At 62.6% G+C, this 26,177-nt stretch carries 24 protein-coding genes and 3 pseudogenes; 9 read left to right on the top strand and 18 right to left on the bottom strand.

Annotated elements, in window-relative coordinates; translation table 11 throughout:
• The 3 genes and pseudogenes from KHQ26_RS01380 to KHQ26_RS01370 all read right to left on the bottom strand — a co-directional run bounded on the left by KHQ26_RS01380 (position 1) and on the right by KHQ26_RS01370 (position 3,279).
• Positions 1–1,159: pseudogene (locus KHQ26_RS01380) on the bottom strand (acyl-CoA dehydrogenase family protein).
• Positions 1,146–2,241: pseudogene (locus KHQ26_RS01375) on the bottom strand (LLM class flavin-dependent oxidoreductase). Before KHQ26_RS01375 ends, KHQ26_RS01380 begins: the two co-directional pseudogenes overlap by 14 nt.
• A gap of 144 nt (positions 2,242–2,385) precedes the next feature.
• Complete coding sequence (locus KHQ26_RS01370) at positions 2,386–3,279, bottom strand: LysR family transcriptional regulator (RefSeq protein ID WP_020803587.1); 894 nt, start codon at positions 3,277–3,279, stop codon at positions 2,386–2,388.
• A 106-nt stretch (positions 3,280–3,385) separates the two neighbouring features.
• On the opposite strand from KHQ26_RS01370, the gene KHQ26_RS01365 reads away from it, so the two are divergent.
• Both KHQ26_RS01365 and KHQ26_RS01360 read left to right on the top strand, forming a co-directional pair.
• Positions 3,386–3,988: a cysteine dioxygenase gene (locus KHQ26_RS01365; protein WP_002908526.1), complete on the top strand. Its 603-nt coding sequence runs from the start codon at positions 3,386–3,388 to the stop codon at positions 3,986–3,988.
• Positions 3,989–3,993: 5 nt separating this feature from the next.
• A complete protein-coding gene (locus KHQ26_RS01360) occupies positions 3,994–5,574 on the top strand; it encodes a rhodanese homology domain-containing protein (RefSeq protein ID WP_020803584.1) in 1,581 nt (526 codons plus the stop codon).
• A 12-nt stretch (positions 5,575–5,586) separates the two neighbouring features.
• On the opposite strand, the gene KHQ26_RS01355 is transcribed toward KHQ26_RS01360, so the two are convergent.
• The 8 genes and pseudogenes from KHQ26_RS01355 to KHQ26_RS01320 form a co-directional block, all read right to left on the bottom strand.
• Positions 5,587–6,312 (bottom strand): polyphenol oxidase family protein, encoded by a 726-nt coding sequence (locus KHQ26_RS01355; protein ID WP_014907420.1) that lies wholly within the window; start codon positions 6,310–6,312, stop codon positions 5,587–5,589.
• Between the two features lie 102 nt (positions 6,313–6,414).
• Positions 6,415–7,597, bottom strand: a pseudogene (mhpT, locus tag KHQ26_RS01350) (3-(3-hydroxy-phenyl)propionate transporter MhpT).
• Positions 7,598–7,672: 75 nt separating this feature from the next.
• Positions 7,673–8,689: a 4-hydroxy-2-oxovalerate aldolase gene (gene mhpE, locus KHQ26_RS01345; protein WP_020803590.1), complete on the bottom strand. Its 1,017-nt coding sequence runs from the start codon at positions 8,687–8,689 to the stop codon at positions 7,673–7,675.
• Positions 8,686–9,636 (bottom strand): acetaldehyde dehydrogenase, encoded by a 951-nt coding sequence (gene mhpF, locus KHQ26_RS01340; RefSeq protein ID WP_004215154.1) that lies wholly within the window; start codon positions 9,634–9,636, stop codon positions 8,686–8,688. Before mhpF ends, mhpE begins: the two co-directional genes overlap by 4 nt.
• Positions 9,629–10,435: a 2-keto-4-pentenoate hydratase gene (gene mhpD, locus KHQ26_RS01335; protein ID WP_004215152.1), complete on the bottom strand. Its 807-nt coding sequence runs from the start codon at positions 10,433–10,435 to the stop codon at positions 9,629–9,631. Before mhpD ends, mhpF begins: the two co-directional genes overlap by 8 nt.
• Positions 10,436–10,445: 10 nt before the next feature.
• The gene (mhpC, locus tag KHQ26_RS01330; RefSeq protein WP_004151837.1) at positions 10,446–11,312 is read right to left on the bottom strand and encodes a 2-hydroxy-6-oxonona-2,4-dienedioate hydrolase; all 867 of its coding nucleotides are present in this window, start codon (positions 11,310–11,312) and stop codon (positions 10,446–10,448) included.
• Between the two features lie 17 nt (positions 11,313–11,329).
• Entirely contained in the window at positions 11,330–12,274 is a 945-nt protein-coding gene (gene mhpB, locus KHQ26_RS01325; protein ID WP_020803585.1) for a 2,3-dihydroxyphenylpropionate/2,3-dihydroxicinnamic acid 1,2-dioxygenase, read from the bottom strand.
• Between the two features lies 1 nt (position 12,275).
• Positions 12,276–13,940, bottom strand: coding sequence for a bifunctional 3-(3-hydroxy-phenyl)propionate/3-hydroxycinnamic acid hydroxylase (locus KHQ26_RS01320; protein WP_020803583.1), 1,665 nt, complete (start codon positions 13,938–13,940; stop codon positions 12,276–12,278).
• 177 nt (positions 13,941–14,117) lie between these two features.
• On the opposite strand from KHQ26_RS01320, the gene KHQ26_RS01315 reads away from it, so the two are divergent.
• From KHQ26_RS01315 to KHQ26_RS01300, 4 genes are all read left to right on the top strand, one after another.
• Positions 14,118–14,930, top strand: coding sequence for a DNA-binding transcriptional regulator (locus tag KHQ26_RS01315; protein ID WP_020803586.1), 813 nt, complete (start codon positions 14,118–14,120; stop codon positions 14,928–14,930).
• Between the two features lie 91 nt (positions 14,931–15,021).
• Positions 15,022–16,080, top strand: a complete 1,059-nt coding sequence (locus KHQ26_RS01310; RefSeq protein ID WP_020803580.1) for an ABC transporter substrate-binding protein — start codon at positions 15,022–15,024, stop codon at positions 16,078–16,080.
• A complete protein-coding gene (locus tag KHQ26_RS01305) occupies positions 16,070–17,077 on the top strand; it encodes a FecCD family ABC transporter permease (RefSeq protein WP_016947520.1) in 1,008 nt (335 codons plus the stop codon). Before KHQ26_RS01310 ends, KHQ26_RS01305 begins: the two co-directional genes overlap by 11 nt.
• On the top strand, positions 17,074–17,823 hold the full coding sequence (locus KHQ26_RS01300; RefSeq protein ID WP_004151841.1) for an ABC transporter ATP-binding protein: 750 nt from the start codon (positions 17,074–17,076) through the stop codon (positions 17,821–17,823). The genes KHQ26_RS01305 and KHQ26_RS01300 overlap by 4 nt, the downstream gene beginning before the upstream one ends.
• On the opposite strand, the gene KHQ26_RS01295 is transcribed toward KHQ26_RS01300, so the two are convergent.
• From KHQ26_RS01295 to KHQ26_RS01280, 4 genes are all read right to left on the bottom strand, one after another.
• Positions 17,807–18,550: a substrate-binding domain-containing protein gene (locus KHQ26_RS01295; protein ID WP_020803576.1), complete on the bottom strand. Its 744-nt coding sequence runs from the start codon at positions 18,548–18,550 to the stop codon at positions 17,807–17,809. The two genes, KHQ26_RS01300 and KHQ26_RS01295, sit on opposite strands and share 17 nt — an antisense overlap.
• Before the next feature lie 56 nt (positions 18,551–18,606).
• Positions 18,607–19,443, bottom strand: coding sequence for a shikimate dehydrogenase family protein (locus tag KHQ26_RS01290; RefSeq protein ID WP_004189497.1), 837 nt, complete (start codon positions 19,441–19,443; stop codon positions 18,607–18,609).
• A 15-nt stretch (positions 19,444–19,458) separates the two neighbouring features.
• The gene (locus KHQ26_RS01285; RefSeq protein ID WP_004148701.1) at positions 19,459–20,781 is read right to left on the bottom strand and encodes an MFS transporter; all 1,323 of its coding nucleotides are present in this window, start codon (positions 20,779–20,781) and stop codon (positions 19,459–19,461) included.
• 71 nt (positions 20,782–20,852) lie between these two features.
• Complete coding sequence (locus KHQ26_RS01280) at positions 20,853–22,706, bottom strand: bifunctional sugar phosphate isomerase/epimerase/4-hydroxyphenylpyruvate dioxygenase family protein (protein ID WP_020803574.1); 1,854 nt, start codon at positions 22,704–22,706, stop codon at positions 20,853–20,855.
• Positions 22,707–22,832: 126 nt separating this feature from the next.
• Here KHQ26_RS01280 and KHQ26_RS01275 point away from each other — a divergent pair, with 126 nt between their 5' ends.
• Entirely contained in the window at positions 22,833–23,471 is a 639-nt protein-coding gene (locus KHQ26_RS01275; protein ID WP_002908844.1) for a TetR family transcriptional regulator, read from the top strand.
• Between the two features lie 17 nt (positions 23,472–23,488).
• Here the strand turns inward: KHQ26_RS01275 and fumD are convergent, their stop codons facing one another.
• From fumD to KHQ26_RS01260, 3 genes are all read right to left on the bottom strand, one after another.
• Positions 23,489–23,701: a fumarate hydratase FumD gene (gene fumD / locus KHQ26_RS01270; RefSeq protein ID WP_004180357.1), complete on the bottom strand. Its 213-nt coding sequence runs from the start codon at positions 23,699–23,701 to the stop codon at positions 23,489–23,491.
• Positions 23,691–23,849: a hypothetical protein gene (locus KHQ26_RS01265; protein WP_014343172.1), complete on the bottom strand. Its 159-nt coding sequence runs from the start codon at positions 23,847–23,849 to the stop codon at positions 23,691–23,693. The genes fumD and KHQ26_RS01265 overlap by 11 nt, the downstream gene beginning before the upstream one ends.
• 88 nt (positions 23,850–23,937) lie before the next feature.
• Positions 23,938–24,069 (bottom strand): hypothetical protein, encoded by a 132-nt coding sequence (locus tag KHQ26_RS01260; RefSeq protein WP_004217210.1) that lies wholly within the window; start codon positions 24,067–24,069, stop codon positions 23,938–23,940.
• A gap of 137 nt (positions 24,070–24,206) precedes the next feature.
• Between KHQ26_RS01260 and pykF the strand changes: the two genes are divergently transcribed.
• Both pykF and KHQ26_RS01250 read left to right on the top strand, forming a co-directional pair.
• Positions 24,207–25,619, top strand: a complete 1,413-nt coding sequence (pykF, locus tag KHQ26_RS01255; RefSeq protein WP_020803578.1) for a pyruvate kinase PykF — start codon at positions 24,207–24,209, stop codon at positions 25,617–25,619.
• A 312-nt stretch (positions 25,620–25,931) separates the two neighbouring features.
• Positions 25,932–26,168, top strand: a complete 237-nt coding sequence (locus tag KHQ26_RS01250) for a major outer membrane lipoprotein (protein WP_002908860.1) — start codon at positions 25,932–25,934, stop codon at positions 26,166–26,168.
• Positions 26,169–26,177: the final 9 nt, after the last annotated feature.

Raw genomic sequence — 26,177 nt, 5'->3', positions numbered from 1 at the left:
TTATCCTTGTGATTGAAAGGCGAAGTTGCCAGCTGCCAGCCAGGCGCTGTCGCTCTGTGGGGTATGTACCCGTCCGCAGAGCACATTGCGGTAGTGGCGTTCCAGCGGGTTTTGTCGGCTGAGACCATGATTGCCGGTCAGCTCGAGCGCGATATTCACCGCCTGAATGGCGTTGTCGGTGATGGTGACTTTCGCCAGATTGGCCTCGATGGCGGAAAAGCGCAGCGCGGCGGCCTGCTCCAGCAGGCTGCGGCTGACCAGCAGCAGCCCGGCGATCTGCCCGACTTTCTCCTGCACCCGTGGCAGACGAGAGAGCGGATGGCCGAGACCGGCGGGCACCCNNCACCCGCCCCGCCAGCCACTTCACCAGCCAGTCGTGAGCGGCGTGGGCAATGCTGTCATAGATCGCCGCCAGCAGCGCCGTCTGCCGGTTGGCGAACAGGCGAAACGGTTCGGCCTGGGCGGCGGGTGGCGCATCGGTCGGCCAGACATCCACCGCGTGCTCTGCCGCCACCCGCACGTGGTTAAAAATAACTTCATGGCTGCCGGTGGCCCGCATCCCGGCGTGATCCCAGCTCTTCACCACCGTGATACCCGGGCTGTCGCCAGGCACCAGCCAGGTACCCACCAGCGGCGGGTTATCATCGCTTCTGGCCCACACTGCCAGCCAGCGCAGTCCTTCAATGCCGGTGGTATAAATTTTATGGCCGCTGATGTCCCAGCCCTCCGCGCGACGGGTCGCCACGGTGTCCGGCAGGCCGCCCCGCGCCGGGGAGCCCAGCTCCGGCTCGACGCGCAGGCTGTTGATGAGGCCACCGTGTTCGACAGCATCGTGAAAAACCTGCTGGCGCAGCGGCGCGTGCCAGGCGTCGTTTTCCGCCAGCCGCAAATGGTGGAGATACTGCATGCAGACAATCAGCGCTGTCGCCGGCTCTCCCCAGGCGATGGCGGCGATGACCTGCTGCAGCTGGGCCAGACTGGCGCCCGCGCCGCCGCAGGATGGCGGCACGGCGAGACTTAACCAGCCCCCCGCACGCAGATGGTCGATATTACGCCAGGGAAACTCGCCGCTGGCGTCAAGGCTGGCCGCCTGCTCCGCCATCTGCTGGCGAAGCGCCGTCAGCTGCCGGGCCCAGTCGTCGCGCTCAGGATGGATCACGATGCGCGCTCCGCCACTGCACGCCGGGCGGCTTTTTCCCGGGCGATCGGCAACAGCGCCCGGCCATAGTCGGCCGCGTCGTTCAGCGGATCGAAGCCGCGGATCAGGAAGTTACGCACCCCGAGGTCGTAGTAATCGAGCAGCGCATCCGCCACCTGCTCCGGGGTGCCCACCAGCGCGGTGGAGTTATGTCCGCCGCCCACCAGCTGGGCGATGCCGGTCCACAGACGTTTGTCCACCACTCTGCCCTGCGCCGCAGTAGCCCGCAGCCGCTGGGCGCCGATGCTGTCCGGTTTGGCTTTGAACCCGCCTCCGCGCTGCGCCGCCTGCTCGGTGGCGACGTGCAGGATATGCTCGGCTTTCTCCCAGGCTTCGGCTTCGCTGTCGGCGATAATCGGCCGGAACGAGACGCTGAAGCCGATATCACGCTGGTGTTTCGCCGCTTCGGCGCGCACCCGCTGGATGGTCTCGCCGGTTTGCGCCAGCGACTCGCCCCACAGCGCGAAGACGTCGGCATGTTTGCCGGCGACGGCGATGGCCGCTTCCGACGAGCCGCCGAAGTAGATGGGAAGATGCGGCTTTTGCAGCGGGCGAATGGCGGACCAGGCCTGCTCGGCCTGATAGAAATCGTTGTGAATATCCACCGGCTGCTCGCTGGTCCACACCTGGCGCACGGTGTCGAGGAAGGCGTCGGTGCGAGCGTAGCGCTGGTCGTGGTCGAGATAATCGCCATCCCGGCGCTGCTCGGCATCGTTGCCGCCGCTGATGATATGCACCGCCAAGCGGCCCTCCAGCAGGTGCTCAAGGGTAGCGAATTTGCGCGCGGCAAGGGTTGGGGAAACAAAACCGGGACGATGGGCCAGCAGGTACTGAATTTTCTGCGTCGACAGTCCGGCCAGGGCCGTCACCAGAAAGCCGTCGGGTTGATCGGACCAGTGGCCGACCAGCAGACGATCAAACCCGGCGGCTTCATGGGTTTGCGCAAAGCGAACGATATAGTCGCGGTCAAAGATCGGCCCCACCGGGGCAATCGTTTCGGAAGAGAGGCGGTGGCCAATCATGCCGAGAAACTGAATGCTCATGAACAACTCCTTGCGTCAGGGTAATGGAGTGGCCGCGACAGCGGCGCTGGTCATTACCCTATACAGAGCGTGTTAATGAGCAAAATGCATTTTTATCATATCTTAATATGCTTAATTAGCATTAAGCAAAAATGCATAGTGCTTTCAGTCGGATACGGTCAGCTGCTGCATCACTTTGCTGGCAAAAAAGGTCAGCGGCGGCTGCAGGTTCGCCAGATACTGGGCGTAGATCAGCCACAGTGAGACCGCAGGCTGAAAATCGCTGAGGCTGAGGACCGCGACCTCGTCCCGCCACGGGCTGCTGGCCAGCGCCGCCCTCGGCACCAGCCCCAGCCCCAGCCCCTGCGCCACCAGCGCTATCTGCAGCTGCGCGCCCGCGCTCTCGACGTTGAGCGTCAACCGCAATCCCTGGCTCTGCAGCTCGCGAATGAGCCCGGCGCGCAGGCCACAGCCGTCGGGGTTAAGGATCCAGCCCCGTTCGGCGCACTCCCGCAGGGATGACGCGCGCAAATTCAAACGCCGGCCGACGATCGGCACCACCTCCAGGGGACACAGCAGGCGCCCGCTGTAGCCCTCGGCGAAGCTTTGCTGGGCGGGCCCCATCGCCAGCATGCCGTCCAGCTCGCCGTTTTCCAGCCGGCGCTGCAGCTGTCCGCTCCAGCCGCAGGTGATCTGCGGCGACAGTCCGGGAAACTGCTGGCTCAGCGCCGACAGCGCCGCCGGCAGGGCAATCTCGCTGAGACTCTGCGGCACGCCGAGACGCAGCGCGCCGCGCGGCTCGCCTTCCGGATCCAACAGGCTGTAGAGTTTTTTCGTCTCACGCTTAATGCTCAGACACTGCTCGTACACCCGGTGTCCGGCGGCGGTCAGGGTCAGCGGGCGGGTCTGGCGCTCTAACAGCGTGACGTTCAGCTCCTGTTCCAGACGCTGCAGGCGCCGGGTGATGGCCGACTGGGTGATCCCCAGATATTCCGCGGCCTGATTGAGGGAGGAAAACTGCACCGTGGCCAGCAAAGCGTCGATATCGTCAATGCGCATAGGAACCTTATGTGAAATTTGCATATTAATATATGCGTAAATTGCATTTAAATAATATTAACGCCTCTGTTAGCGTTTTGACCAGTCCCTCTGACAGGAACCGCACATGACTGCACCACGACTGGAAAAATTACGCCATTTCATTCATGAGGTAGACCGCCTGCACCGCGAACACCACCAGACCGCCCCGCTGCTTGACGCCGTGGCGCAGCGGCTGGCGGCGCTGGTGCGTTACGACGACTGGCTGCCGGAAGAGTACACCCTGCCGCATCCGCACCATTACCAGCAGTATCTGCTGCATGCCGACTCCGGGGAGCGCTTCTCGATTGTCAGCTTCGTCTGGGGACCGGGGCAAGCGACGCCGATCCATGACCACCGGGTGTGGGGGGCCATTGGGATGCTGCGCGGCGCGGAGGAAAACCAGCGCTACCAGCTGGATGCCGATGGCATACCGCGCGCGCTGGGCGCCGCCACGCTTCTGGAAGCAGGCCAGGTGGAGAAAGTCTCCGCTGACGATGGCGATATTCATCGCGTCAGCAATGCGCTGGCGGATCGCGTCTCTATCAGCATTCATGTCTACGGCGGCAATATCGGCGCGGTGAAGCGCGCCGTGTATACCCCGGAAGGGCAGCAGAAACCGTTTATCTCCGGCTACTCTAACCGCCATTTACCCAATATCTGGGATTCCTCCCGCGAACATCAAGGATAACCACTATGTCCACCTACGCTTATCGCCAGGCCGCCGGGATCCGCCAGGCGCTGCTCGACCGTCGTGAACTGGCGCTGATCGACGTCCGTGAAGAGGCCGATTTCGCCACCGCTCATCCGCTGTTTGCCGTCAATCTGCCGCTCAGCAAACTGGAGCTCGAGGTCCGCCGGCGGATACCGCGCTTCACCACCCCGCTCACCGTCTACGACAACGGCGAGGGTCTGGCGGAGATCGCCGTCGAACGGCTGCGGTCCTGGGGCTATCAGGATGTGGCCCTGCTGGCCGAGGGTCTCGCCGGCTGGCGCCGCAGCGGCGGCGAGCTGTTTCAGGACGTCAACTCCGCCAGTAAAGCCTTTGGCGAGCTGGTGGAAAGCGTGCGTCACACACCGTCGCTCAGCGCCCAGGAGGTTCAGGCGCTCATCGACAGCCGGCAGGAGGTGGTGATCGTCGACGCCCGGCGCTTCGATGAGTACCAGACCATGAGCATCCCCGGCAGCATCAGCGTGCCCGGCGGCGAGCTGGCCCTGCGGGTGGAGAGCCTGACGCCCTCCCCGCAGACGCCGGTTATCGTCAACTGCGCCGGACGCACCCGCAGCATCATCGGCACCCAGTCGCTGATCAACGCCGGCGTGCCAAACCCGGTCCATGCCCTGCGCAATGGCACTATCGGCTGGACGCTGGCCGGCCAGACGCTGGCGCACCAGCAACAGCGGCAATACGATCCCTCCGCCCGCGCCTCCGGCGCCCGGGCCGCTGAGGTGGCGCATTTTGCCGAACGGGCCGGGGTGGCGGTCATCGATGAGGCCACGCTGCAACGCTGGCTGCAGCAGAGCGACCGCACCACCTTCCTGTTTGATGTCCGCAGCCCCGAAGAGTACGCGGCGGGTCACTATCCCGGCAGCCTGAGCGCGCCAGGCGGCCAGCTGGTGCAGGAGACCGACCACTTCGCCAGCGTACGAGGGGCGCGCATTGTGCTGCTGGATGACGATGGCATCCGGGCGGCGATAACCGGCTCGTGGCTGGCGCAGATGGGCTGGGAGACGGCGCGACTGAGCGCGCTGTCGACCAGCCAGTTGAGCGAACGCGGGGTGCCAGCCGCCGAGGTGCCGCCCGGCCCGCAGGCGGAGGAGATAAGCCCGGCGCAGCTGGCGCAACAGCTGGAAGAACCCGGTACGGTGGTGCTCGATTTTACCACCAGCGCCAACTTTGTCGCTCGCCATATCCCCGGCGCGTGGTGGCTAACGCGCTCGCAGCTGCGCCAGGCCCTGGAAGCAATCCCTCCCGCCCAACGTTACGTGGTGACCTGCGGCAGCAGTCTGCTGGCCCGCTACGCGGTGCCGGAGGTGGCGGCCTTGACCGGTAAACCGGTGCAGTTGCTTACCGGCGGGACGCTGGCGTGGATCGCCGCCGGTCTGCCGCTGGCGCATGGCGACAGCGGCCTCGCCGTCGAGCGCCGTGACCGCTATCGTCGTCCGTACGAAGGAACCGATAATTCCGCCGAGGCCATGCAGGCCTATCTGGAGTGGGAGTATGGCCTGGTGGATCAGCTGGCCCGCGACGGCACCCACGGTTTTCGGGTGCTCTAGCGCGAGCCCGCCTCAGGCCTCGCGCATGATCCACGAATACTGAAAGCTCTTCGGCGCCGGAAAATGGGTCCGGCGCCGGTAGGAGCCCAGCGACTGCGGGGTGCAGTAGGTACAACTCCCCAGCCATTCAACGCTCGCCGGCGCCACCCCCGCCTCTGCGAAGATCGCTTCGGCAAAGGCGCGCAGATCAAACCACAGATTATCGCTGCCGCGTGCGGCGGCTTTGAGCGGATCGCTGACCGGGTCCGAACGGGAATGGAACAGCCGCTGGCGATGGCGGGCCACCCGGTCACCGCCGGGCTGGTCCAGCAGTTGCTGATAGAATCCGGCGGAGACTTCGTAACAGCAGGGGTGAATATGCGGCCCCACGGCGATGACCAGATCGGCCAATGCCACCCCCTGCTGGCGAAAACAGGCCAGACTGTTGTCGACAATACCGCTGACCAGCCCCTGCCAGCCGGCATGCACGCTGCAGACGTAGCGACCGTCGCGCGAGGCGATCAGCAGCGGCAGACAGTCGGCGGTCACCACCCCCACCTTTTGCCCGGCTACCGCGGTAAACACCGCGTCGGCGTGCGGGCGCGTCGGCAGCGGCTGCTGATAATGATGAACTTCATTACCATGCACCAGCTTCACCGGAGCCAGCTCGGCATAGGGAAAGGCGGCGGTTTCATGGACATCGAGAAAAGCGTGGCGGATGCCAGGGATCGCATTGAGCAAACGGGAGGTGTAAGCCATAGGGACGATAAGCGTCAGGGAATGATGTCTTACCTTAGGCCAGGGGACGCGGACAGGCAAGGCGGCGGCCCGGCATTTTTTTACCAGACCGCCGGATGCATATCAGACCATGGCCGCGCGCTGCTGGCGATGCATCAGCCAGAACACCGCCACGCCGGCCAGCACAATGCCCGGCGCCGAGGCCGCCATCACCCCGACGGTGCCGGTGCCGAGGGCCAGCATCTTGCCGGCCAGCAGCGGGCCGCTCATCGCCCCAAGACGCCCCACCGCCACGGCGGTGCCCACCCCGGTGGCGCGGATGGCCGCGGGATAAAAAAGCGGCGCCAGAGCGTAAAGCACACTTTGCCCGCCGGTGGCGAACAGCCCGGCGACAAACCCCGCCAGCAGCATGCCAGTCAGCGACGACGCGCTGCCCAGCGCCAACAGCGACGCCAGAATGCCGCTGTAGATCAGGAGCGACATCCGCAGCGGGGTGAGCTTATCCATTAGCGCCCCCAGCAGCAGCGTGCCGCAGGCGGCGCCGATCTGCAGAGAGAACATCACCCCCGCCGCCTGGCTGGCGCGGAATCCCTGGCCCACCAGCAGCATCGGCAGCCAGTTGATCAGCATATAGACCACCAGCAGGGTGAAAAAATAACCCAGCCACAGCAGCAGCGTAGCGGCGGCCTGGCCCGGGGCAAACAGGGTGCGCAGCGGCACGCTGGCCTCCGCGCGCTGAAACGCCTGCGACTCCGGCAGCCAGCGCATCAGCAACGGGATCAGCAGCAGCGGGACAGAAAATAGTCTGCCAGGCCGCGGCGAGACCGGAAAAGCCCAGCGCTGCCGCCAGCGCGGCGCCAATGGGTACGCCGCAGTACATCAGGCTTACCGCCCGGCCGCGGAAACGTGAGCCAGCGGCTTCCGAGGTTAAGGCAATCAGGTTCGGCAATGCCGCCCCGAGCCCGACGCCGGTGAGCAGGCGCGCCAGCAGCAGCGTCGGGAAGCTCCATGCCAGCGCGGTGGCCAGCGAGAACAGGCCAAACAGCAGCACCGACCCCAACAGAATGCGCTTACGCCCGTGGCGGTCCGCCAGCATGCCGCCCACCAGCGCGCCGGGCAGCAGGCCGAGGATCCCGGCGCTGAAGATCCAGCCCATCTGCATTTTATCCAGCGCAAAGGCCTGCGCCATGCCGACGGCGGCGATCCCCGCCGCCTGCAGATCCAGCCCTTCCATCAGGGCCACCATAAAACAGAGCCCGATGGTGACCACCAGGCGCGAGTGGGTTGCAGTCGTTATCTTGGTCATAGGGTACCTTGGCGATAGCCGAACAAACGGAGCAGGTGACTGGCGGCTGATGCTTTGTCAGCCGCACGTTCTTAGTTATTTATTACGGTTAAGCAGATCCAGCGCGACGTCGACGATCATATCCTCCTGGCCGCCGACCATCCGCCGCTTGCCCAGCTCGACGAGAATATCCACCGCGCTGAGGCCATAGCGCTTGGCCGCCGCTTCGCTGTGGCGCAGGAAGCTGGAGTAGACTCCGGCGTAGCCCAGCGCCAGCGTTTCGCGGTCGACACGCACCGGGCGATCCTGCAGCGGCCGCACCAGCTCATCGGCCGCGTTCATCAGGGCGTAGAGATCGGTGCCATGCTGCCAGCCGAGCTTGTCGGCGGCGGCAATAAACACCTCCAGCGGCGCATTGCCCGCCCCCGCCCCCATCCCGGCCAGGCTGGCGTCAATGCGATCGCACCCCTCTTCCACCGCGACGATCGAGTTCGCCACCCCGAGGCTCAGATTATGATGGGCATGCATCCCGGTGGCGGTCTCCGGCTTCAGCACCGCCTTCAGGGCGCGGAAGCGGTCGCGAATGTCGTTCATGTTCATCGCCCCGCCGGAATCCACCACATAGATACAGGTCGCGCCATAAGATTCCATCTTCAGCGCCTGCTGCGCCAGCGCCTGCGGGGAGATCATATGGCTCATCATCAGAAAACCGACGGAGTCCATCCCCAGCTCGCGGGCAAAGGCAATATGCTGCGCGGCGACGTCCGCTTCGCTGCAGTGGGTGGCGACCCGCACCACCCGCGCCCCGGCCTGATACGCCGCTTTCAGATCGTGCAGCGTGCCGATGCCCGGCAGCAGTAAGGTGGCGATTTTCGCCTGGCTCACGACATCCGCTGCCGCTTCAATCCAGGCGATGTCGCTGTGGGCGCCAAAGCCATAGTTGAAGCTGGATCCCTGCAGGCCATCGCCATGGGCCACTTCGATGGAGTCGACCCCGGCCTTATCCAGCGCGCTGGCGATCTGCTGCACCTGCGCCAGGGAATACTGGTGACGAATAGCGTGCATACCATCGCGCAGCGTCACGTCCGAGATATAAAGTTTTTTACCGTTCATGCTGTCGCTCCCGCCGCGCTGTGCATTGCCCCGGCCATTTGCTCCGCCGTCGCCAGCGCCGCCGAGGTCATAATATCGAGGTTGCCCGCGTACGCTGGCAGATAGTGCGCCGCCCCTTCCACTTCGAGGTACACCGCGGTTTTCAGGCCGGAAAAACAGCCGACGCCGGGCAGGTTGACCGGCTTATCCTCGGGGATAACCTCAAACTGCACCTGCTGCTTCAGCCGGTAGCCCGGGACGTAAGCCTGCACCGCTGCCGCCATTTCGGCGATCGAGGCGGCAATCGCCTCCTGCGACGCCAGCTCGCTCAGGACGTAGACGGTATCGCGCATCATCAGCGGCGGCTCCGCCGGGTTCAGTACAATAATCGCTTTGCCCTTACCCGCCCCGCCGACTTTTTCAATCGCCTGCGAGGTGGTTTCGGTGAATTCGTCAATATTGGCCCGCGTGCCCGGCCCGGCGGATTGGCTGGCGATCGAGGCCACAATCTCCGCGTAATGCACCTTCGCCACTCGCGAGACCGCGGCGACCATCGGGATGGTCGCCTGCCCGCCGCAGGTCACCATATTGACGTTGCCCTGGTGGAGGTTGGCCGCGAGGTTGACCACCGGCACGCAGTACGGGCCAATCGCCGCCGGCGTCAGATCGATAACGCGGATCCCCGGCTTCGCTTCGCGCAGCGCGGCATCGTTTTTGATGTGCGCCCCGGCGCTGGTGGCGTCAAAAACAAAATCGATGTCGGCAAATTCCGCCATCTGCATCAGGCCGCCCACCCCTTCGTGAGTGGTCGCAACGCCCAGGCGCCGGGCGCGGGCCAGGCCATCCGACTGCGGGTCGATGCCGACCATCACCGCCATCTCCAGATGCTGGCCGTGGCGCAGGATTTTAATCATTAAATCGGTGCCGATATTCCCGGAGCCGATAATGGCGACTTTACGTTTACGCATCACGATCTCCTTCTCCGGCGGCAACGAAGCGTGCCGCGACTGAGCCAATACCTTCGATATGGGCGGCAAAGCTGTCCCCCTCGTTAATCGTCACCATCGGGCCTAACGCCCCGGTCAGCACGATATCCCCGGCCCGCAGCGGTTCGCCGAGACTCGCCAGCTTGCGCGCCAGCCAGACTGCGGCGTTCAGCGGATGCCCCAGACACTCGCTGCCGCGGCCGCTGGAGACCAGCTCCTGGTTGCGGGTCATGTGCATGGCGCACTGCTTCAGATCCAGTCCCGCCGGGCGCTGCGCCGGGCCGCCAATGACGTACAGGCCGCAGGAGGCGTTATCGGCGACGGTGTCGACAAAGCCGATTGACCAGTCGCGAATGCGGCTGCCCACCACCTCCAGCGCCGGCAATACCCATTCGATGGCGTTATACAGTTCATCAAAAGTGGTATCGGCATGCGGCAGATCCTGCTTCAGCACCAGGGCGATCTCGGCCTCCACCTTGGGCTGCAGCACGCGGCCAAACGGCACCTCGGCGTTGTCGCCGTAGCACATGTCGGCAAACAGGGTGCCGAAGTCCGGCTGATTGACGCCCAGCTGCTGCTGCACTTTGGGATGGGTCAGGCCCACCTTGCGGCCCACCACCCGCCGGCCATGGGCCACGTGGTGCTGGACGTTCAGACGCTGGATGGCATAGGCGGCGTCGGCATTGTCGACGCCGAGAATATCGCGCAGCGGGGCGATCGCCTGGCCGCTCTGTTCCGCGTCGCGGAGCTGCCGGGCCAGCGCGTCAAGAGAAAAAGTCATCATTTACTCCTTAAGCCCGTGCGAGGAAATTGAGCACCAGCTGATTAAAACTGTCGGCATGTTCCCACTGCGCCCAGTGGCCGCAGTCGCGGTAAATATGCAGTTCCGAACCGGCGATCCCGGCGAGCAGGCGCAACCCGGCGTCCATCGGCACGAAGCGGTCATTGCGTCCCCAGACGATCAGAGTTGGCGCGCTGATTTCGCCCAGCCGCGGGCCAAAGTCAGGAAACTGCTTCGGGTTGGCTTCGAGGCTCTTGACGAAGTTGTCCAGATGGTCGCGGCGCGACAGCATATTGTTGAGACGCGCCTCGAACAGCGCCTCGGTGAGGTCGCGGGTGTCGAAGACGAAGATGCTCATCATCTTTTTGAGGTTTTCAATGGTCGGCTCGCGGTACAGGGCGTTCAGCAACTTGATGCCCTCGGTCGGCATCGGCGTGAACAGGCTCATGCCGCCGGTCCCCCCGCCCATCAGCACCAGCTTAGCCACCCGCTCCGGCCAGCTCAGGGTGAAGGCCACCGCGCTATGGCCGCCCATCGAGTTGCCCAGCAGATGGACTTTATCGATCCCCAGCTGATCGACCACGCTTTTCAGAATGCGGGCGTTGAGGTCCGAACGCGAGCCGCTGTTGACGATAGCATCGCTTTTGCCCCATCCCGGACAGTCGAGGAGCAGCACGCGATAGCCCGCCTCGACCAGCGGGTCAATATTGCGGCTGAAGTTGGCCCAGCCGGTGGCCCCCGGCCCGGAGCCGTGCAGCATGACCACGGTCTCTTTCCCGTCGCCGCAGTCATTGATATGGATACGCAGCGTGCGGCCCCCCTCGTCGACATTGAGGAATCGGCTGGTGGCGGCTTCGGTTTGCGGTTGATAGCTCATGTTAGTCTCCCGGTTAATCAAATCTCGGTGGTGGCGCTCAGCGAGCCGAATCCGGCGATCCACTCGGGGATCGGCCGGTAATAGCGGCCTTCACTGCGCCAGCGGCCAAAAGCGGATAGCGCGGCAAAAGCGGCCACCCAGGTCTTAATTTCGTGCGTCGATTTGCCGGCCATCGCCGACAGCTCGTCATTGCCGATCGCGTCCAGTTCGCTCAGCCGCCCCTGCTCCAGCAGGCTCATAAAGCGGTTGTCCCAGACCGGGTTGAGGGGATGGAGCGAGTGCGGGTCTTCGGTAAACCGTCGGGCGGCATTGATCACCCGCTGCTGGCGCCGTTCGCGTTCGTCCGGCGGCAGCTGTTTTCCGCCGCCGAGCAGGCGATCGCGCAGATGGGCGTCGGCCTTCGCCAGCTCCGGCACCGGCGGCTGGTGCGAGAGTCCGCCCGAGCCGAGGATCAGCACCCGCTTATTGAGGGTATTGAGAAAGCGGCCCATCGCCTCGCCCAGCAGCCGGGTGCGTTGAAAACCCGGCAGCGGCGCGGCGACGCCGTTAATAAACACCGGCAGCACCGGCACGTGGTCCAGGCCACCCAGCAGAAACTCCAGCGGCTGGGCGAAGCCATGGTCCACCTGCATGTTGTACGACACCGCCAGGTCGATACCGCTGTTGATGACCGCGTGGGCGCAGGCTTCCGCCAGCTCGGCGGGCACCGGCAGGTCGCCGGCGGCGCTGGCGAAGTCGCCAATCGCGGTGGCGCCGACCCCGAGGCAGAACGGCGGCATCACGTCATAGAAAAAACCGTTGTAGTGATCGGGGGCGAAGAGCACCACCAGCTCTGGATTGAATTCAGCGATCCGCCGCCGGGCGTCGGCAATCACCCCGTTCACTTCATCGAGGACCGCCTGCTCCGGGTCCACGAATCCCACCAGCGGAGTGTGGGAGAGACAGTGCAAATAGGCATGCATATCAGGCCACCTTCTCTTCTGCGTGGGCAGCTTCCTCGATTGCGAGGGTCATTTTTTCCGCCAGGGCGGTCAGCTGCGCGCCGAGGGTCTGCGGGATGGCGAGAGCGGCGACAAAGCGGTCCGGTCTGACCACGGCGATGGCGGTGTTATGCTGAGCAAACCAGCTCTTCAGGCGATTTTGCCTGTCGCCCACCCGCAGCGTGCCGGGGGCGTTATCCTGCTCGCGGTGGATCTGCACCTCCGGCACCACCTGGATAAAGCGCACGCCAATCGCGCGCCAGCGGGCGATCTGCCCGGCGTCGAGCCCCCACTGCGGGTTGCAGCCCCAGCCGATAATGGCGAAATTCGCCCCGATAACCTCGTCGAGCAGCACGCTCTCGCCGCTCTCCAGCGTCACCTGCGGTTGAATAAACATTTTGCCCACCGGCGAGGTCTTGCCGGCGCCGTCGGTCAGCAGCGCCCCCTCGCGGTACTGCGGCATCGGCTTAAAGCGCATCTCGAGGAAGTAGCGTTTCACCGGCGGCAGGTAATTCAGCAGCCAGGAGAGACCGTCGCGCACGGCCCCCTGCCAGCGCTTCGGCGGCGCCAGCACGTGGCCGGCGGTGACCGACAGATCAATCATCGCTTTCGCGTGGTCGCGGCGCTCCTGCTGGTAGCTGTCGAGCAGCGCCTCTCCCGCTTTACCGTTGACCACCAGCGCCAGCTTCCACGCCAGGTTGAAGGCGTCGCGCATGCCGCTGTTGTATCCCTGCCCCTGCCAGACCGGCATGATGTGCGCCGCATCGCCGGCCAGCAGCACCCGGTTAATGCGAAAGCGCTCGGCAAGGCGGGCGTTATGCGTATAGACCCGCTGGCGGATCAGCTCGACGCGGTCCGGGTCCGGCAGCACTTTGCTCAGCAGACGGCGCATATTGTGCGGCTCGCTGAGCTGAGCTTCGGTTTCTCCGGGCATCACCATAAATTCAAAGCGGCGCACGCCGTGGGGCAGCGCGGCGGAAACGTAGGGTCGCACCGGGTCGCAGCACAGATAAACGTGCGGAGTGGCCAGCGGGTCGTTAGCGATATCGATGACGATCCACTGATTCGGCGCGGTCTTACCTTCGAAGGGGATGTTCAGCGTACGACGAATAAAGCTGGCGCCGCCGTCGCAGGCCACCAGCCAGTCCGCGCGCACCGTCTCCCGTTCGCCGTCCGGTCCTTTAAGATTTAACGTGACACTGTCACCGGTCTGGCTAAAGGCTTCCACTTCGCGGGAGAAGAGGCAGCGGACCTGCGGGAAACGCTGCAGACCGTGATACATCACCGCATCGACCTGCGGCTGAATGAAGGCGTTGCGCCGCGACCAGCCAAACTCATCGGTCATCGGCTGGATATCGGCAAAGCAGCGGCCTTTTGGGGTGAGAAAACGCATGGCGTGCCACGGCGTGGTATGCGGCAGCACGTCATTCACCAGCCCCACCGCCTGCATCGCCCGCAGGGATTCATCGTCAATGCCGATGGCCCGCGGGTAATCGATCAGTGTGGCGAGCTTTTCCACCACCAGCACGCTGATGCCCATCTGGCCAAGGTAGTTGGCCATCATCAGACCAACCGGACCGGCGCCAACGATGGCGACCTGAGCGGTATGCTGCACGGCGGGTTGAATATCGGGTGTAGATGTTGTCATTCTCAGCGACCTCACGACTCGGAAACTGCCCGGCTGACAGGCAATTTGTTAATCATGTGTAAACGTATTTTTATAATGGGCTGAGTATAGGGCGGGGGTTTTCGGCTACAATCAAAACATCATCGAATGTGCACCAGGTGCACGACACTGTTTTTAAAGCATTTTAATGGAGGATTTATGCGTGACGATGAGTCCGCAGCGTACAAAACGGTGCGCGGATTAAGCCGGGGTTTATTGTTATTAAAATTGTTAAATAAATTCGACAGCGGCGCGACACCGGACCTGCTGGCGGAGTTTAGCGGCCTGCATCGCACCACCGTGCGCCGGCTGCTGGAGACGCTACAGGAGGAGGGTTTTGTCCGCCGCAGCCGCTCCGATGACAGCTTCCGGTTGACCATTAACGTCCGCCAGCTGAGCGATGGATTTCGTGACGAACATTGGATTTCTGCCCTCGCCACGCCGCTGCTCGGCGAGCTGCTGCGCGAGGTGCAGTGGCCAACGGACATCACCACCCTCGACGTCGACGCCATGGTGGTGCGCGAGACTACCCACCGCTTCAGCCGACTGTCGTTTCACCGCGCGATGGTCGGACGGCGGCTGCCGCTGCTGCTCACCGCCTCCGGACTGACGTGGCTGGCCTTTGCCCCCGACGCGGAACGCGACGCCATCGTCAGCATGCTGGCCGCCCGTCCGGAAGCTGAGTATCAGTTGGCCCGCGAACCGGAACGGCTGGCGGCGATCCTCGCCCGCACCCGCCAGAACGGCTATGGCGAAAACTTCCGCAGCTGGCGGCAGGAGGAGAAAATCGCCTCGATCGCCGTGCCGGTCTGCAGTCAGCAGCGGGTTATCGGCTGCCTGAACCTGGTCTATATCGCCAGCGCAATGACCATTGAGCAGGCGGCGCAGAAGCATCTCCCCGCGCTGCAGAGGGTGGCGAGGCAGATAGAAGCCCGCATGGAGGATGAAGAAGTGTGGTACGAAATGCCCTGATCGTGATGAGGGTAAATGCGATCGCCCATTGCGCCCGGCTTCGTTATATAATTTAATACACAACGAATTTTCACGCCATTCGGGCCACACCATGTCAAAACACCCCTTACTGCTGGGCCTGACGCTGCTCAGCGCCAGCCTGTTCACCGGCCAGGCCTTCGCCGACCGCACCGTCACCGACCAGCTGGGTCGCCAGGTCACCCTCCCCGACCACGTCACCCGCGTAGTGGTTCTGCAGCATCAGACGCTCAACCTGCTGGTGCAACTGCATGCCGCCGAGGATATCGTCGGCGTCTTAAGCAGCTGGCAGAAACAGCTCGGGCCGCAGTTCGCCCGCTTTATGCCGAAGATCGCGCAGCTGGCGACCCCGGGCGATCTTACCCAGGTCAATATTGAAAGCCTGCTGGCGCTGCGTCCGCAGGTGGTTTTCGTCGCCAACTATGCACCGCCGGCGATGATCGCGCAGATCCAACAGGCCGGGATCCCGGTAGTGGCCATCTCGCTGCGCCAGGATGCCGCCGGGGAAAAAAATAAAATGAACCCCACCATGGCTGACGAAGAGCAAGCCTATAACGCCGGGCTGATGGAGGGGATCCGCCTTATCGGCGAGGTGGTCGAGCGCCAGCCCGAGGCCGAGGCGCTGATTCACTACACCTTCGAGGCGCGCAAGCAAGCCAATGCGCCGGTGGCCGATATTCCACCGAACCAGCGGGTGCGGGTGTACATGGCCAACCCCGATCTGAATACCTACGGCGCTGGCAAATACACCGGGCTGATGATGGCGCACGCCGGGGCGCTGAACGTGGCGGCCGCCAGCGTAAAAGGCGCCCGCCAGGTGTCGCTGGAGCAGGTGCTGGAGTGGAACCCCCAGGTGATCTTCGTCCAGGACCGTTATCCGCAGGTGGTCAAACAGATAGAGAACGACCCGCAGTGGCAGACGATCGATGCGGTGAAACATCACCGCGTGTGGCTGATGCCGGAGTATGCCAAAGCCTGGGGTTACCCGATGCCGGAGGCCCTGGCGCTGGGTGAGCTGTGGATGGCGAAAAAACTCTATCCTGCGCGCTACCAGAGCATCGATGTGGACAGTAAAGCCAGGGATTATTATCAGCGTTTTTACCGCGTGGCGTGGACGCCAGATGCCCGCTAACTCTCAGCCCTGGCTGGTGCAGGGAAGCCTGGCGCTGGCGACGCTGGGGATCGCGGTCGCCTCGCTCTGTTTCGGCCAGTACCCGTTAAGCCTGAGCGCCGTTGGCCACACCCTGGTCCATCTGCCGCCAGGTGAAGGGGTGATCGGGCAGATCGTCTGGTCGGTTCGCCTGCCACGCGTGGTGATGGCCCTGCTGGCCGGGGGCGCGCTGGGGCTGTGCGGCGCCACCTTGCAGGGCGTGTTCCAGAACCCGCTGGTGGACCCGCACATCATCGGGGTGACCGCCGGCTCCGCCTTTGGCGGCACGCTGGCGATCCTGTTGGGCGTCGGCAGTCTGCTGATGATGGCCTCGACCTTTTTCTTCGGCCTCGTCGCGCTGGGGCTGATTTACGCCCTCGCCGCCCTGCAGGGGCGGGACAGCACGCTGGGGCTGATTCTGTCCGGGATCATTCTCAGCGGCTTCTTCGCCGCGCTGGTCAGCCTGATGCAGTACCTCGCCGACAGCGAAGAGACGTTACCGAACATCGTTTTCTGGCTGCTCGGCAGCTTCGCGACCGCCAGCTGGCATAAGGTACTGCTTATGTCCCTGCCCCTGGCGGTGGCTGCCGGGGCGCTGTGGAAGCTGCGCTGGCGTATCAACCTGCTGGCCCTGGAGGAACGCGATGCCCGCAGTCTTGGCGTTCCGGTGGCCGCGCTGCGTCGCGGCGTGCTGGTTTGCTGCGCGGTGCTGGTGGCAGCCCAGGTGGCGGTCAGCGGCAGCATCGCCTGGATGGGTCTGGTGGTCCCGCACCTCGCCCGTCTGCTGGTAGGGGCTGACCATCGTCGCCTGCTGCCCACCGCCTTCTGGCTCGGCGCCGCGCTGATGCTGGTGGTGGACGATCTGGCGCGTACGCTGACCCAGGCGGAGATCCCGATCGGGATCATCACCGCCCTGCTCGGGGCGCCGCTGTTTACCGTGTTGCTGGTGCAATCCCGACGCCGGAGTACGACCCGATGAACAGCTCATTATCGCTGCAAGCGCTACGCTACGGCCACCGTCAGCCGCTCTTCGCCCCGCTCACGCTGGCCTGCCGGCCCGGTGAGATCTGGGCGGTGCTGGGCGCCAATGGCCGGGGAAAAAGTACCCTGCTGGATACCCTGACCGGCGTGTTGCCGCCGCTGGGCGGCGAGATGCAGTGCGAGGGCGGCGTGGCCCTGGTTCCGCAGTCGTTTCGTCCCGCTTTTCGCTGGCGCGTGAGCGATGTGGTGCTGATGGGCCGGGCCCGTCACGTGGATCTCTTTGCCCAGCCGGACGAGGAGGATGCCCGGCGGGTTGAGCAGGCGCTGGCGCAGCTGGGGATTGCCGCCCTGGCCGAAGATGACTTCGGCGCCCTCTCCGGCGGCCAGCAGCAGCTGGTGTTGATTGCCCGCGCGCTGGTCAGCGCCAGCCAGAATATCCTGCTGGATGAGCCCTGCTCGGCGCTGGACCTTGGTAACCAGCAGGTGGTATTGCAGCTGATCGGCGATCTCGCCCACCGCCAGGCGCGCACCGTCCTGTTCACCACCCATGATCCCAACCACGCCCTACAGGTGGCCAGCCATACGCTGCTTCTGCTGCCGGAGGGCCGGTGGCTGGCGGGTGAGACCGCCGACGTACTGAGCGAAACGCATCTCCGGCAAGCGTACGGCCTGCCGGTACGCCTGATCCGCCATGCCGCCTCCGCGTTCCCTCTGCTGGCGCCGGGGTTTACGCTGCGTCGCTGAACGGCATAAAACCCGCCTGCCGAAGATACCCCTGGCCAACGTCGCCGAGGATAAAGCGATACAGGGCCAGCGCGGCGGGATCGGCCCTGAGACGCGCCAGCTGGTAATCGCAGCGAATATTCCACGGCGCCGGGATGGTCAGGGTACGCAGATCATCGCAGGTGGCCAGCGCGGGGCCATAGTGCGCATAGCCGATAAACAGATCCGCCAGATTCTGGCGAATAAGCCACGCGCCGGCTATCTCTCCCGGCGGCACGCTCAGTGAGTCTCTGCCGCCGACCAGCTGCTGCGCCCGCCCGGCCATCGCGTTGCCCAACCCTGGATAGCGTGCCTCAATTCGGGCGAACAGCTGCCAGGTATAATCTCCCGACGGATCGCAGCCCGGCGTGGAGGTCGCCAACCGCAGGCGGGGCGTGCTGAGCAGCGCCAGCCAGTCCAGGCCATCGTTATCCGGCGACCGCCGGGCGGTCAGCATCAGCTGGTTGCTGGCAAATCCCTGGCATTCCTGCGCCAGACCCGCCTGCAGCAGCGCCTGCGGGTGCGCCGCGTTGGCGGAAGCAAAAACCGCGCACGGCGACCCGGCTTCGATCCGCTCGCGCAGCAGGCCGGCAGGGCCAAACTGCGCATCGACCGCCAGGCCAGTGTGCTGCCGAAAGTGCGCCACCAGCGGCAGGAAAGCGCTTCTCAGGCTTCCCGCCGCCAGCAGCGTGAGAGTGGTGTTTGTCATAAGAGGTCGCTATAAACCGGATAATATAGCGCTATATTACCCGGTTTGCCGTCGCGTCAGTAGCGAATTTCTGCCAGGGTCCGCAGCTGCTCGGGGGTGGCTACCGGTAGGTCAAAAAAGCGCAGATAGGCAGGGATCATTTCAAACAGCATGTCGGTCCCGCGCTGGATGTGGCACTGTCGTGCCTGAGCGGCCCTCAGCAGCGGGGTGTACTCCTGAGTCATGACGACTTCCCCCACCCAGGCGCCTGGCGCCAGACGGTCAACGTCCAGCGGCAGCGGATCGCTGGCCTTCATCCCCAGCGGGGTGGCATTGACCACCAGCTCGTGTCCGGCAGGATCGGGCTGCATCAGGGTGATATCGAGCTGCGGATAGTGCTGATGCAGCCGCCCGGCGAGGGCGTGCGCCACCTCGGGCCGGGTATCGTACAGGGTCAGGGCGCTGACCCCCGCCGCCGCGAGGGAAGCGGCGATAGCCGATCCCACCCCGCCGCTGCCAACCACCAGCGCCCGCGTCCCCTGCGGGTTAAACCCTTTACGACGCAGGCCCAGCACAAATCCCTCGCCATCGAACATGTCTCCGCTCAGGCTACCGTCAGCCTCGCGGCGGATGGCATTGCAGGCGCCAGCGATGGCCGCCGTCGGGCTCAGGCGCTGCACCAGATCGCAGGTGGCGATTTTATGCGGCATCGTCACCAGCGCGCCGATGATGTTGGTCATCGTAAACAGCGGCGGAATAAACGCGGCGTAGTCCTCCGGCCTGACCCCCATCGGCACCACCTTCACGTCCACCTGCTGGTCAACGAACCACGGGTTGTAGATCATCGGCGCCTTAAAACTGGCGGTCGGATAGCCAAGGTGCGCTATCAGCCGCGTATGCCCACTAATCACCATGCCTTGCTCCTTTGCTTACTGCGATAACTCGATACGTTTGACGTCGCCGAGGATAAACAGATAGGCCACCACGCCCAACAGCGCGGCGCCGCCGATGTAGATCAAGGCGTAGAAGAAATTGCCGAACCCGGCAACGATAAAGCCGATCACCAGCGGGGTGAGGATCCCCGCGAGGTTGGCGCAGAAGTTAAACAGGCCGCCGGTCAGACCGCCCAGCCCCTTCGGGGCGATATCGGAGATCAGCGTCCAGCCGAGACCCACCATCCCCTGGCCAAAAAAGGCAAACGACATCACCAGGATCACCGCCAGGTCGCTCTCCAGCCAGTTGGCGGTGATGATGCAGCTGGCCATCAGCAGGCCGGCAACGATCGGCAGCTTACGACCGAGGTTGGCTGACCCGGTGGCTTTCAGCAGCTTGTCGGAGAGCCAGCCGCCAAACATCACCCCGCCGGCGGCGGCGACAAACGGCAGGATGGAGAAAAAGCCGACCTTCAGCCAGGGCATATGCCGCTCGGTGGCCAGCCAGGTGGGGAACCAGGTGAGAAAGAACACCAGCACGGTATTGCCGGCAAACTGGCCGATACTGGCGCCGATGATCTGCCGTTTGCTCAGCAGCTGGCGGACCAGCGGCCAGCTGAACGCCACCTGCTGGTCGGTCGGGGCGCTGAGGCCGCCGCCGTTTTCGATATGCTCGCGCTCCTGCTGGCTAAGGCGCGGATCTTCATGCGGTTCGCGGTAGCAGCGCCACCACACCAGGGCAAACAGAATGCCGACGGCGCCAACGCTGACGAACAGCACCCGCCAGCCGAAACCGTCCATGATCCAGAACAGCAGCGGCGCAAAACAGGCCAGCCCGAGATACTCCCCCACGGTGTACACCGCCGTGGCCTTCGCCCGCTCCTGCTGTGGGAACCAGGCGCTGACCACCCGGCTGTTGACCGGAAAGCACGGCGCTTCGCTAATGCCGAGCCCGAAGCGGCACAGCAGCAGCGTCTTCAGCCCCACCGCCATGCCGTGGAACAGGGTAAACAGCGACCACAGGGTCAGTGACAAAAAGTAGGTCACTTTGTTGCCAAAGCGGTCGAGAAACAGTCCGCCGGGGATCTGCGCCAGAGCATAGGTCCAGGCGAAGGCGGAGAAGAGGATTCCCATGATCGCCGGGTCGATCCCCAGCTCAGCGGTGAGCTTTGGGGCGGCGATCCCCAGTACGGTGCGATCGAGATAGTTGATCATGGTGCCAATGGCCAACAGCGCAAGAATGCCGATACGCCGCCGGGAGCGGCGCACGGTGACGGCTGGCTGGGCGGCAGCCGTCGGGTTAGGGCTATATGAGCTCATAGTCGGTTCCTGTCTCGGGTACAGAGGGTGTTGTTATTGTGTTTAACGCATAATGAACCATTTGATTCAGGCTAACAATACTGCATCGCCGCCAGACGGACGGCCGCATTCGCTGCGCCATAGAGCGCATAGCCAGCCCGGCGCTCGGTTAACTCAAAGAAAAAGCGGCCGGCGGTAAACGGCCGGGTGTAAAGATGCAGGAAATCTCCCCCCTGCGGATCGCGGTCATAGAGGAGCTGCTGGCGCTGAAGCTGCCCGACGTCCAGCTCGCCGCCAAAGCGCGCCAGCAGATCGTCATAATAATTGGCCGGGATCGGCAGCGTATGGCGGGCAACCTCGGCAAGCTGGTCGCAGGCGGCCGGCAGATCGCGGCAGGCAAAGGCGGCATGCTGCAGCCCCGCCCCCTGGTAGCAAGCGACGGAGCGGGCGATCTGCGTCGCCCGGCTCTGCGAAATATTCAGCGCCAGACGGATATCGCCCTGCGGGCTGCGCACCGCCAGGCTGCGCACCAGTCCATACGGGTCCGGCAGCGTCTGCTCATGCTCAAGGGAAAAACCAAACACCGTACGGAAGAACATCACCCAGTTATCGCGGCTGTCGGCCTCCATTCCCAGCGCCAGATGATCGATACCGAGATAATCCTCGCGCACCGTCACGCCATCACGCAGATGAAAATCGCGCTCGTAGATAGCCTCCCCGGCGTCGATGAGATAGATAAGGCTGCCGTCGGGGGCGCAGATCGCCGGGATCGGCGTTTCGTTCGGCCCGGCGTCGCCCTGCCAGGTGGCATACCCCAGCGCGCGGGCGCGGGCGACAAGCGACGCGCTGTGCTCGACCCGCAGCGCCATCGCGCAGAGCGATACCCCGTGGCGTTGATAAAAATGGTCGGCCCAGCTGTGCGGCTGATGGTTGATGACGATCCGCGCCCCGCCGTTGCGCCACAGCGTCACCTGTCTGGAGCGGTGGCTTCCCTCGTGCTGAAAACCCAGCGCCTGCAGATGTTGCCCCAGGCGCTGCGCCTCGGCGGCGCTGGCGGCAAACTCGATAAACTCCAGCCCGTGATAGACCGGCAGCGGCGGCGGTGAAAACAGATCGGCATCGGACGTCGGGAGCCGACGGCGGGTTTGCTCCTCCAGCCACAGCAGCGAACGATAACCATCTTTGGCCGTCGCGCCGTTCGGCGAGGCGCGAAAACCGTCATTAAAGATCTCCAGCGACCAGGGGCCGCGGTAGCCACAGCGGGTGATCTGCTCGGCAAACGCCTCCAGCGGCAGCTCCCCCTGTCCGGGAAAGCAGCGGAAGTGGCGGCTCCACTCCAGCAAATCCATTTTCATATACGGCGCATCGGCGAGCTGTACAAAGGTGATTTTCTCCACCGGCACCGACGGTAGCGCGTCCAGCGTGTCGCCGCGGGCCAGAATATGGAAGCTGTCGAGCACCAGGCCCAACGCCGGGCTGTCCACCCGCCGCACCCGCTCCCAGGCCTGCTGCCAGCGGTTCACATGGGTTCCCCAGGCCAGGGCCTCATAGCCGATAGCGATCCCCTCCTCTTCCGCCAGCGTGGCCAGCGCCCGCAGGTCCGCGACCTGCAATTCGCTATCCGCCGAGCAGTCCGGCTGTACATTGCTGCACAACAGCAGCGTCTCGCAGCCCAGCTCGCGCATCAGAGCAAACTTGCGCCGAGCGCGGGCCATATTCGCCGCAAACTGCGCCCGACTGGCGCCTTCAAAATCGCGAAAGGGTTGAAAAAGCGTGATTTTTAACCCTAAATCGGCGGCAAGCTGGCGGATTTCCGCCGGCGTCCCCGTATAATAGAGCAGATCGTTCTCGAAAATTTCCACCCCCTGATACCCCGCCGCCGCAATAGCGTGCAGCTTCTCAGGCAGGGTGCCGGAAATCGAAACGGTGGCGATAGAGCGCAGCATAAGGTCCTCGGGTCAACAGCTGACGTAAGCCTTGAATATGTATCATTTGGTTCATTTGCGCCATACTAGGTTGCTAAATTGTGATCATTATGTGTATTTTTTGTCACCCAAGAAAAAGGAGTTGCCATGACCGTCGTTGCCCATGATGAAGCACAATCCCTGAAGGCGCGGATTTTCAGCGCCGCTATCGCTGTCTTTGCTGAACACGGGCTGTCAGGCGCCCGCATGGAGCAGATCGCCACCGAGGCGCAGACCACCAAACGCATGGTGGTTTACTACTTCAAAAGCAAAGAACAGCTCTATCAGGAGGTGCTGCAGCATGTGTATGCGCGGATCCGCGAAACCGAGCAGCAGCTGGGGCTGGAGAATGTGCCGCCGGTGGAGGCGCTGGTGCGGCTGGTGCGCTGGAGCGTGCGCTATCACGCCACCCATGCGGACTATATGCGCGTCATTTGCATGGAGAATATGCAGCGCGGCAAGTGGTTAAAAAGCTCGGGTGAACTGAAGCCGCTGAATCGTACCGCCCTGTCGATACTGGAAGACATTTTACTGCGCGGCCAGCAGCAGGGCGTCTTTCAGGCGGGGCTCGACGCGCGCGATGTCCACCGGTTAATCAGCAGCTTCAGCTTTTATCAGGTGTCGAACTTCTACACCTTCAGCAGCCTGTATCTTGACGATCCGCTACCCGCCATCGACGATGAAGCGATGGTGGCTCACCATTGTGACATTGCCGTCAGGGCGGTGATCCGCTTCGTGATTTCCTGACCCGCCGGCGTAAGGGTTCAGTGCCCGGAAAGCGCATGAATGACTTTCTCCATAGCCTCCACGGTGAGCGGCGAACGCTGGATTTTGCGGTTCGCCAACGAGGTGCGCAGCACACCGGCAATGACAATGTGTTTCGGCTCCTGACCCAGGTCACGCATTTCCAGCACGACTTTACCCACCACGCGGCACATTTCCTGGTACAGGTCGTCGTCTTTCGCTTTATTTCCCATAGAATTTGGCTCGTATTTTATCATTATCAATCAAATCATTATTGATAGATTTCCCGCACAACGCAAACCATCGCCACTTTAAAGGTTCAATGACGCATTTTACCGGCTCATGATGGCGAAATAATCCATTTCTTTTACTCTTTTTCATAGCCGGTGAAGAAAAAGTGTGTTGCGTAGATTTTTGCATAACGTGCCGGTTTTGTTACGCGTTTTGTCCATAATTTGAAACGAGGTTTTTATTTTCCTTTTTGATTTCGGCAGCGTATAATGCGCTTCGATTCTTTCTTGAATGGTTTCAGCGCATTGGACTGCATGATAAAACGCATAACACCTTGCCACATTTCATGGGCTGAACCGCCAGCACACATTCTTCTGCACGCTTCAGGGTTGTCACCTATCCTTAGGGCGTGGCTTAGCAACTTTCGTAATACAGGTTTGGCTCCCCGGCAGTGCGCCCGCGGAGCGAGAATTCCATATCCTTCACAACTTAAAGACTAAAACTGTCATGAAAAAGACCAAAATTGTTTGCACCATCGGTCCGAAAACCGAATCTGAAGAGATGCTGACCAAAATGCTGGAAGCCGGCATGAATGTGATGCGTCTGAACTTCTCCCACGGTGACTATGCGGAACACGGTCAGCGCATCCAGAACCTGCGCAATGTGATGAGCAAAACCGGTAAGAAAGCCGCTATTCTGCTGGACACTAAAGGGCCGGAAATTCGTACCATCAAGCTGGAAGGCGGCAACGACGTCTCCCTGAAAGCAGGCCAGACCTTCACCTTCACTACCGATAAATCCGTCATCGGCAACAACGAAATCGTTGCGGTAACCTATGAAGGCTTCACCTCCGACCTCGCCGTCGGCAACACCGTCCTGGTGGACGATGGCCTGATCGGTATGAAAGTCACGGCTATCGAAGGCAACAAAGTTATCTGTAAAGTGCTGAACAATGGCGACCTCGGCGAGAACAAAGGCGTTAACCTGCCGGGCGTCTCCATCGCCCTGCCGGCGCTGGCTGAGAAAGACAAACAGGATCTGATCTTCGGTTGCGAACAGGGCGTGGACTTCGTCGCGGCCTCCTTCATCCGTAAACGTTCCGACGTCGTCGAGATCCGTGAGCACCTGAAAGCCCACGGCGGCGAAAACATCCAGATCATCTCCAAAATCGAAAACCAGGAAGGCCTGAACAACTTCGACGAAATCCTCGAAGCGTCTGACGGCATCATGGTTGCGCGTGGCGACATGGGCGTGGAGATCCCGGTTGAAGAAGTTATCTTCGCCCAGAAAATGATCATCGAAAAATGTATCCGCGCGCGTAAAGTGGTTATCACCGCCACCCAGATGCTGGACTCCATGATCAAGAACCCGCGTCCGACCCGCGCTGAAGCCGGCGACGTGGCTAACGCCATCCTCGACGGCACCGATGCGGTGATGCTGTCCGGTGAATCCGCGAAAGGTAAATACCCGCTGGAAGCGGTCACCATCATGGCGACCATTTGCGAACGTACCGACCGCGTGATGACCAGCCGTCTGGACTTCAACAACGACAACCGTAAACTGCGCATCACCGAAGCGGTGTGCCGCGGCGCGGTAGAAACCGCTGAGAAACTGGAAGCGCCGCTGATCGTGGTCGCCACCCAGGGCGGTAAATCCGCACGCGCTGTGCGCAAATACTTCCCGGATGCCACCATCCTGGCGCTGACCACCAACGAAACCACCGCTCGTCAGCTGGTGCTGAGCAAAGGCGTGGTACCGCAGCTGGTGGAAGAGATTGCCTCTACCGATGATTTCTATCATCTGGGCAAAGACCTGGCGCTGAAGAGCGGCCTCGCGCGTAAAGGCGACGTAGTGGTGATGGTTTCCGGCGCATTAGTGCCGAGCGGCACGACTAATACCGCTTCCGTACACGTGCTGTAATAATTTACAGGTTAATTGGTTTTTTTTAATAAAGCGCCTCGCGGGGCGCTTTTTTTTATTCATTGATTAGCTCTTCCTATTAAAAATGCAAATCGGAATTTACTATTTAATAAAGGATTATCTAAGATGAATCCGATGGAAGCGCGCTGTTTTCACTCGCCTTTTTCAGCGATTCTGAGCAATTCGATGCTTCTTTGAGCGAACGATCAAAAATAAGTGCGTTCAGGTAAAAAAAATATTCTCATCCCAAAAAACTTTGTGTAATACTTGTAACGCTACATGGAGATTAACTCAATCTAGAGGGTATTAATAATGAATCGTACTAAACTGGTACTGGGCGCGGTAATCCTGGGTTCTACTCTGCTGGCTGGTTGCTCCAGCAATGCTAAAATCGATCAGCTGTCTTCTGACGTTCAGACTCTGAACGCTAAAGTTGACCAGCTGAGCAACGACGTGAACGCAATGCGTTCCGACGTTCAGGCTGCTAAAGACGACGCAGCTCGCGCTAACCAGCGTCTGGACAACCAGGCTCACTCTTACCGTAAGTAAGAGTTCTGG

Source organism: Klebsiella sp. 10 (assembly GCF_018223925.1).
GTDB lineage: Bacteria > Pseudomonadota > Gammaproteobacteria > Enterobacterales > Enterobacteriaceae > Klebsiella > Klebsiella pneumoniae.
The sequence above is the reverse complement of the archived record's forward strand: the minus strand, read 5'-3'. Positions and strand labels throughout refer to the sequence as shown.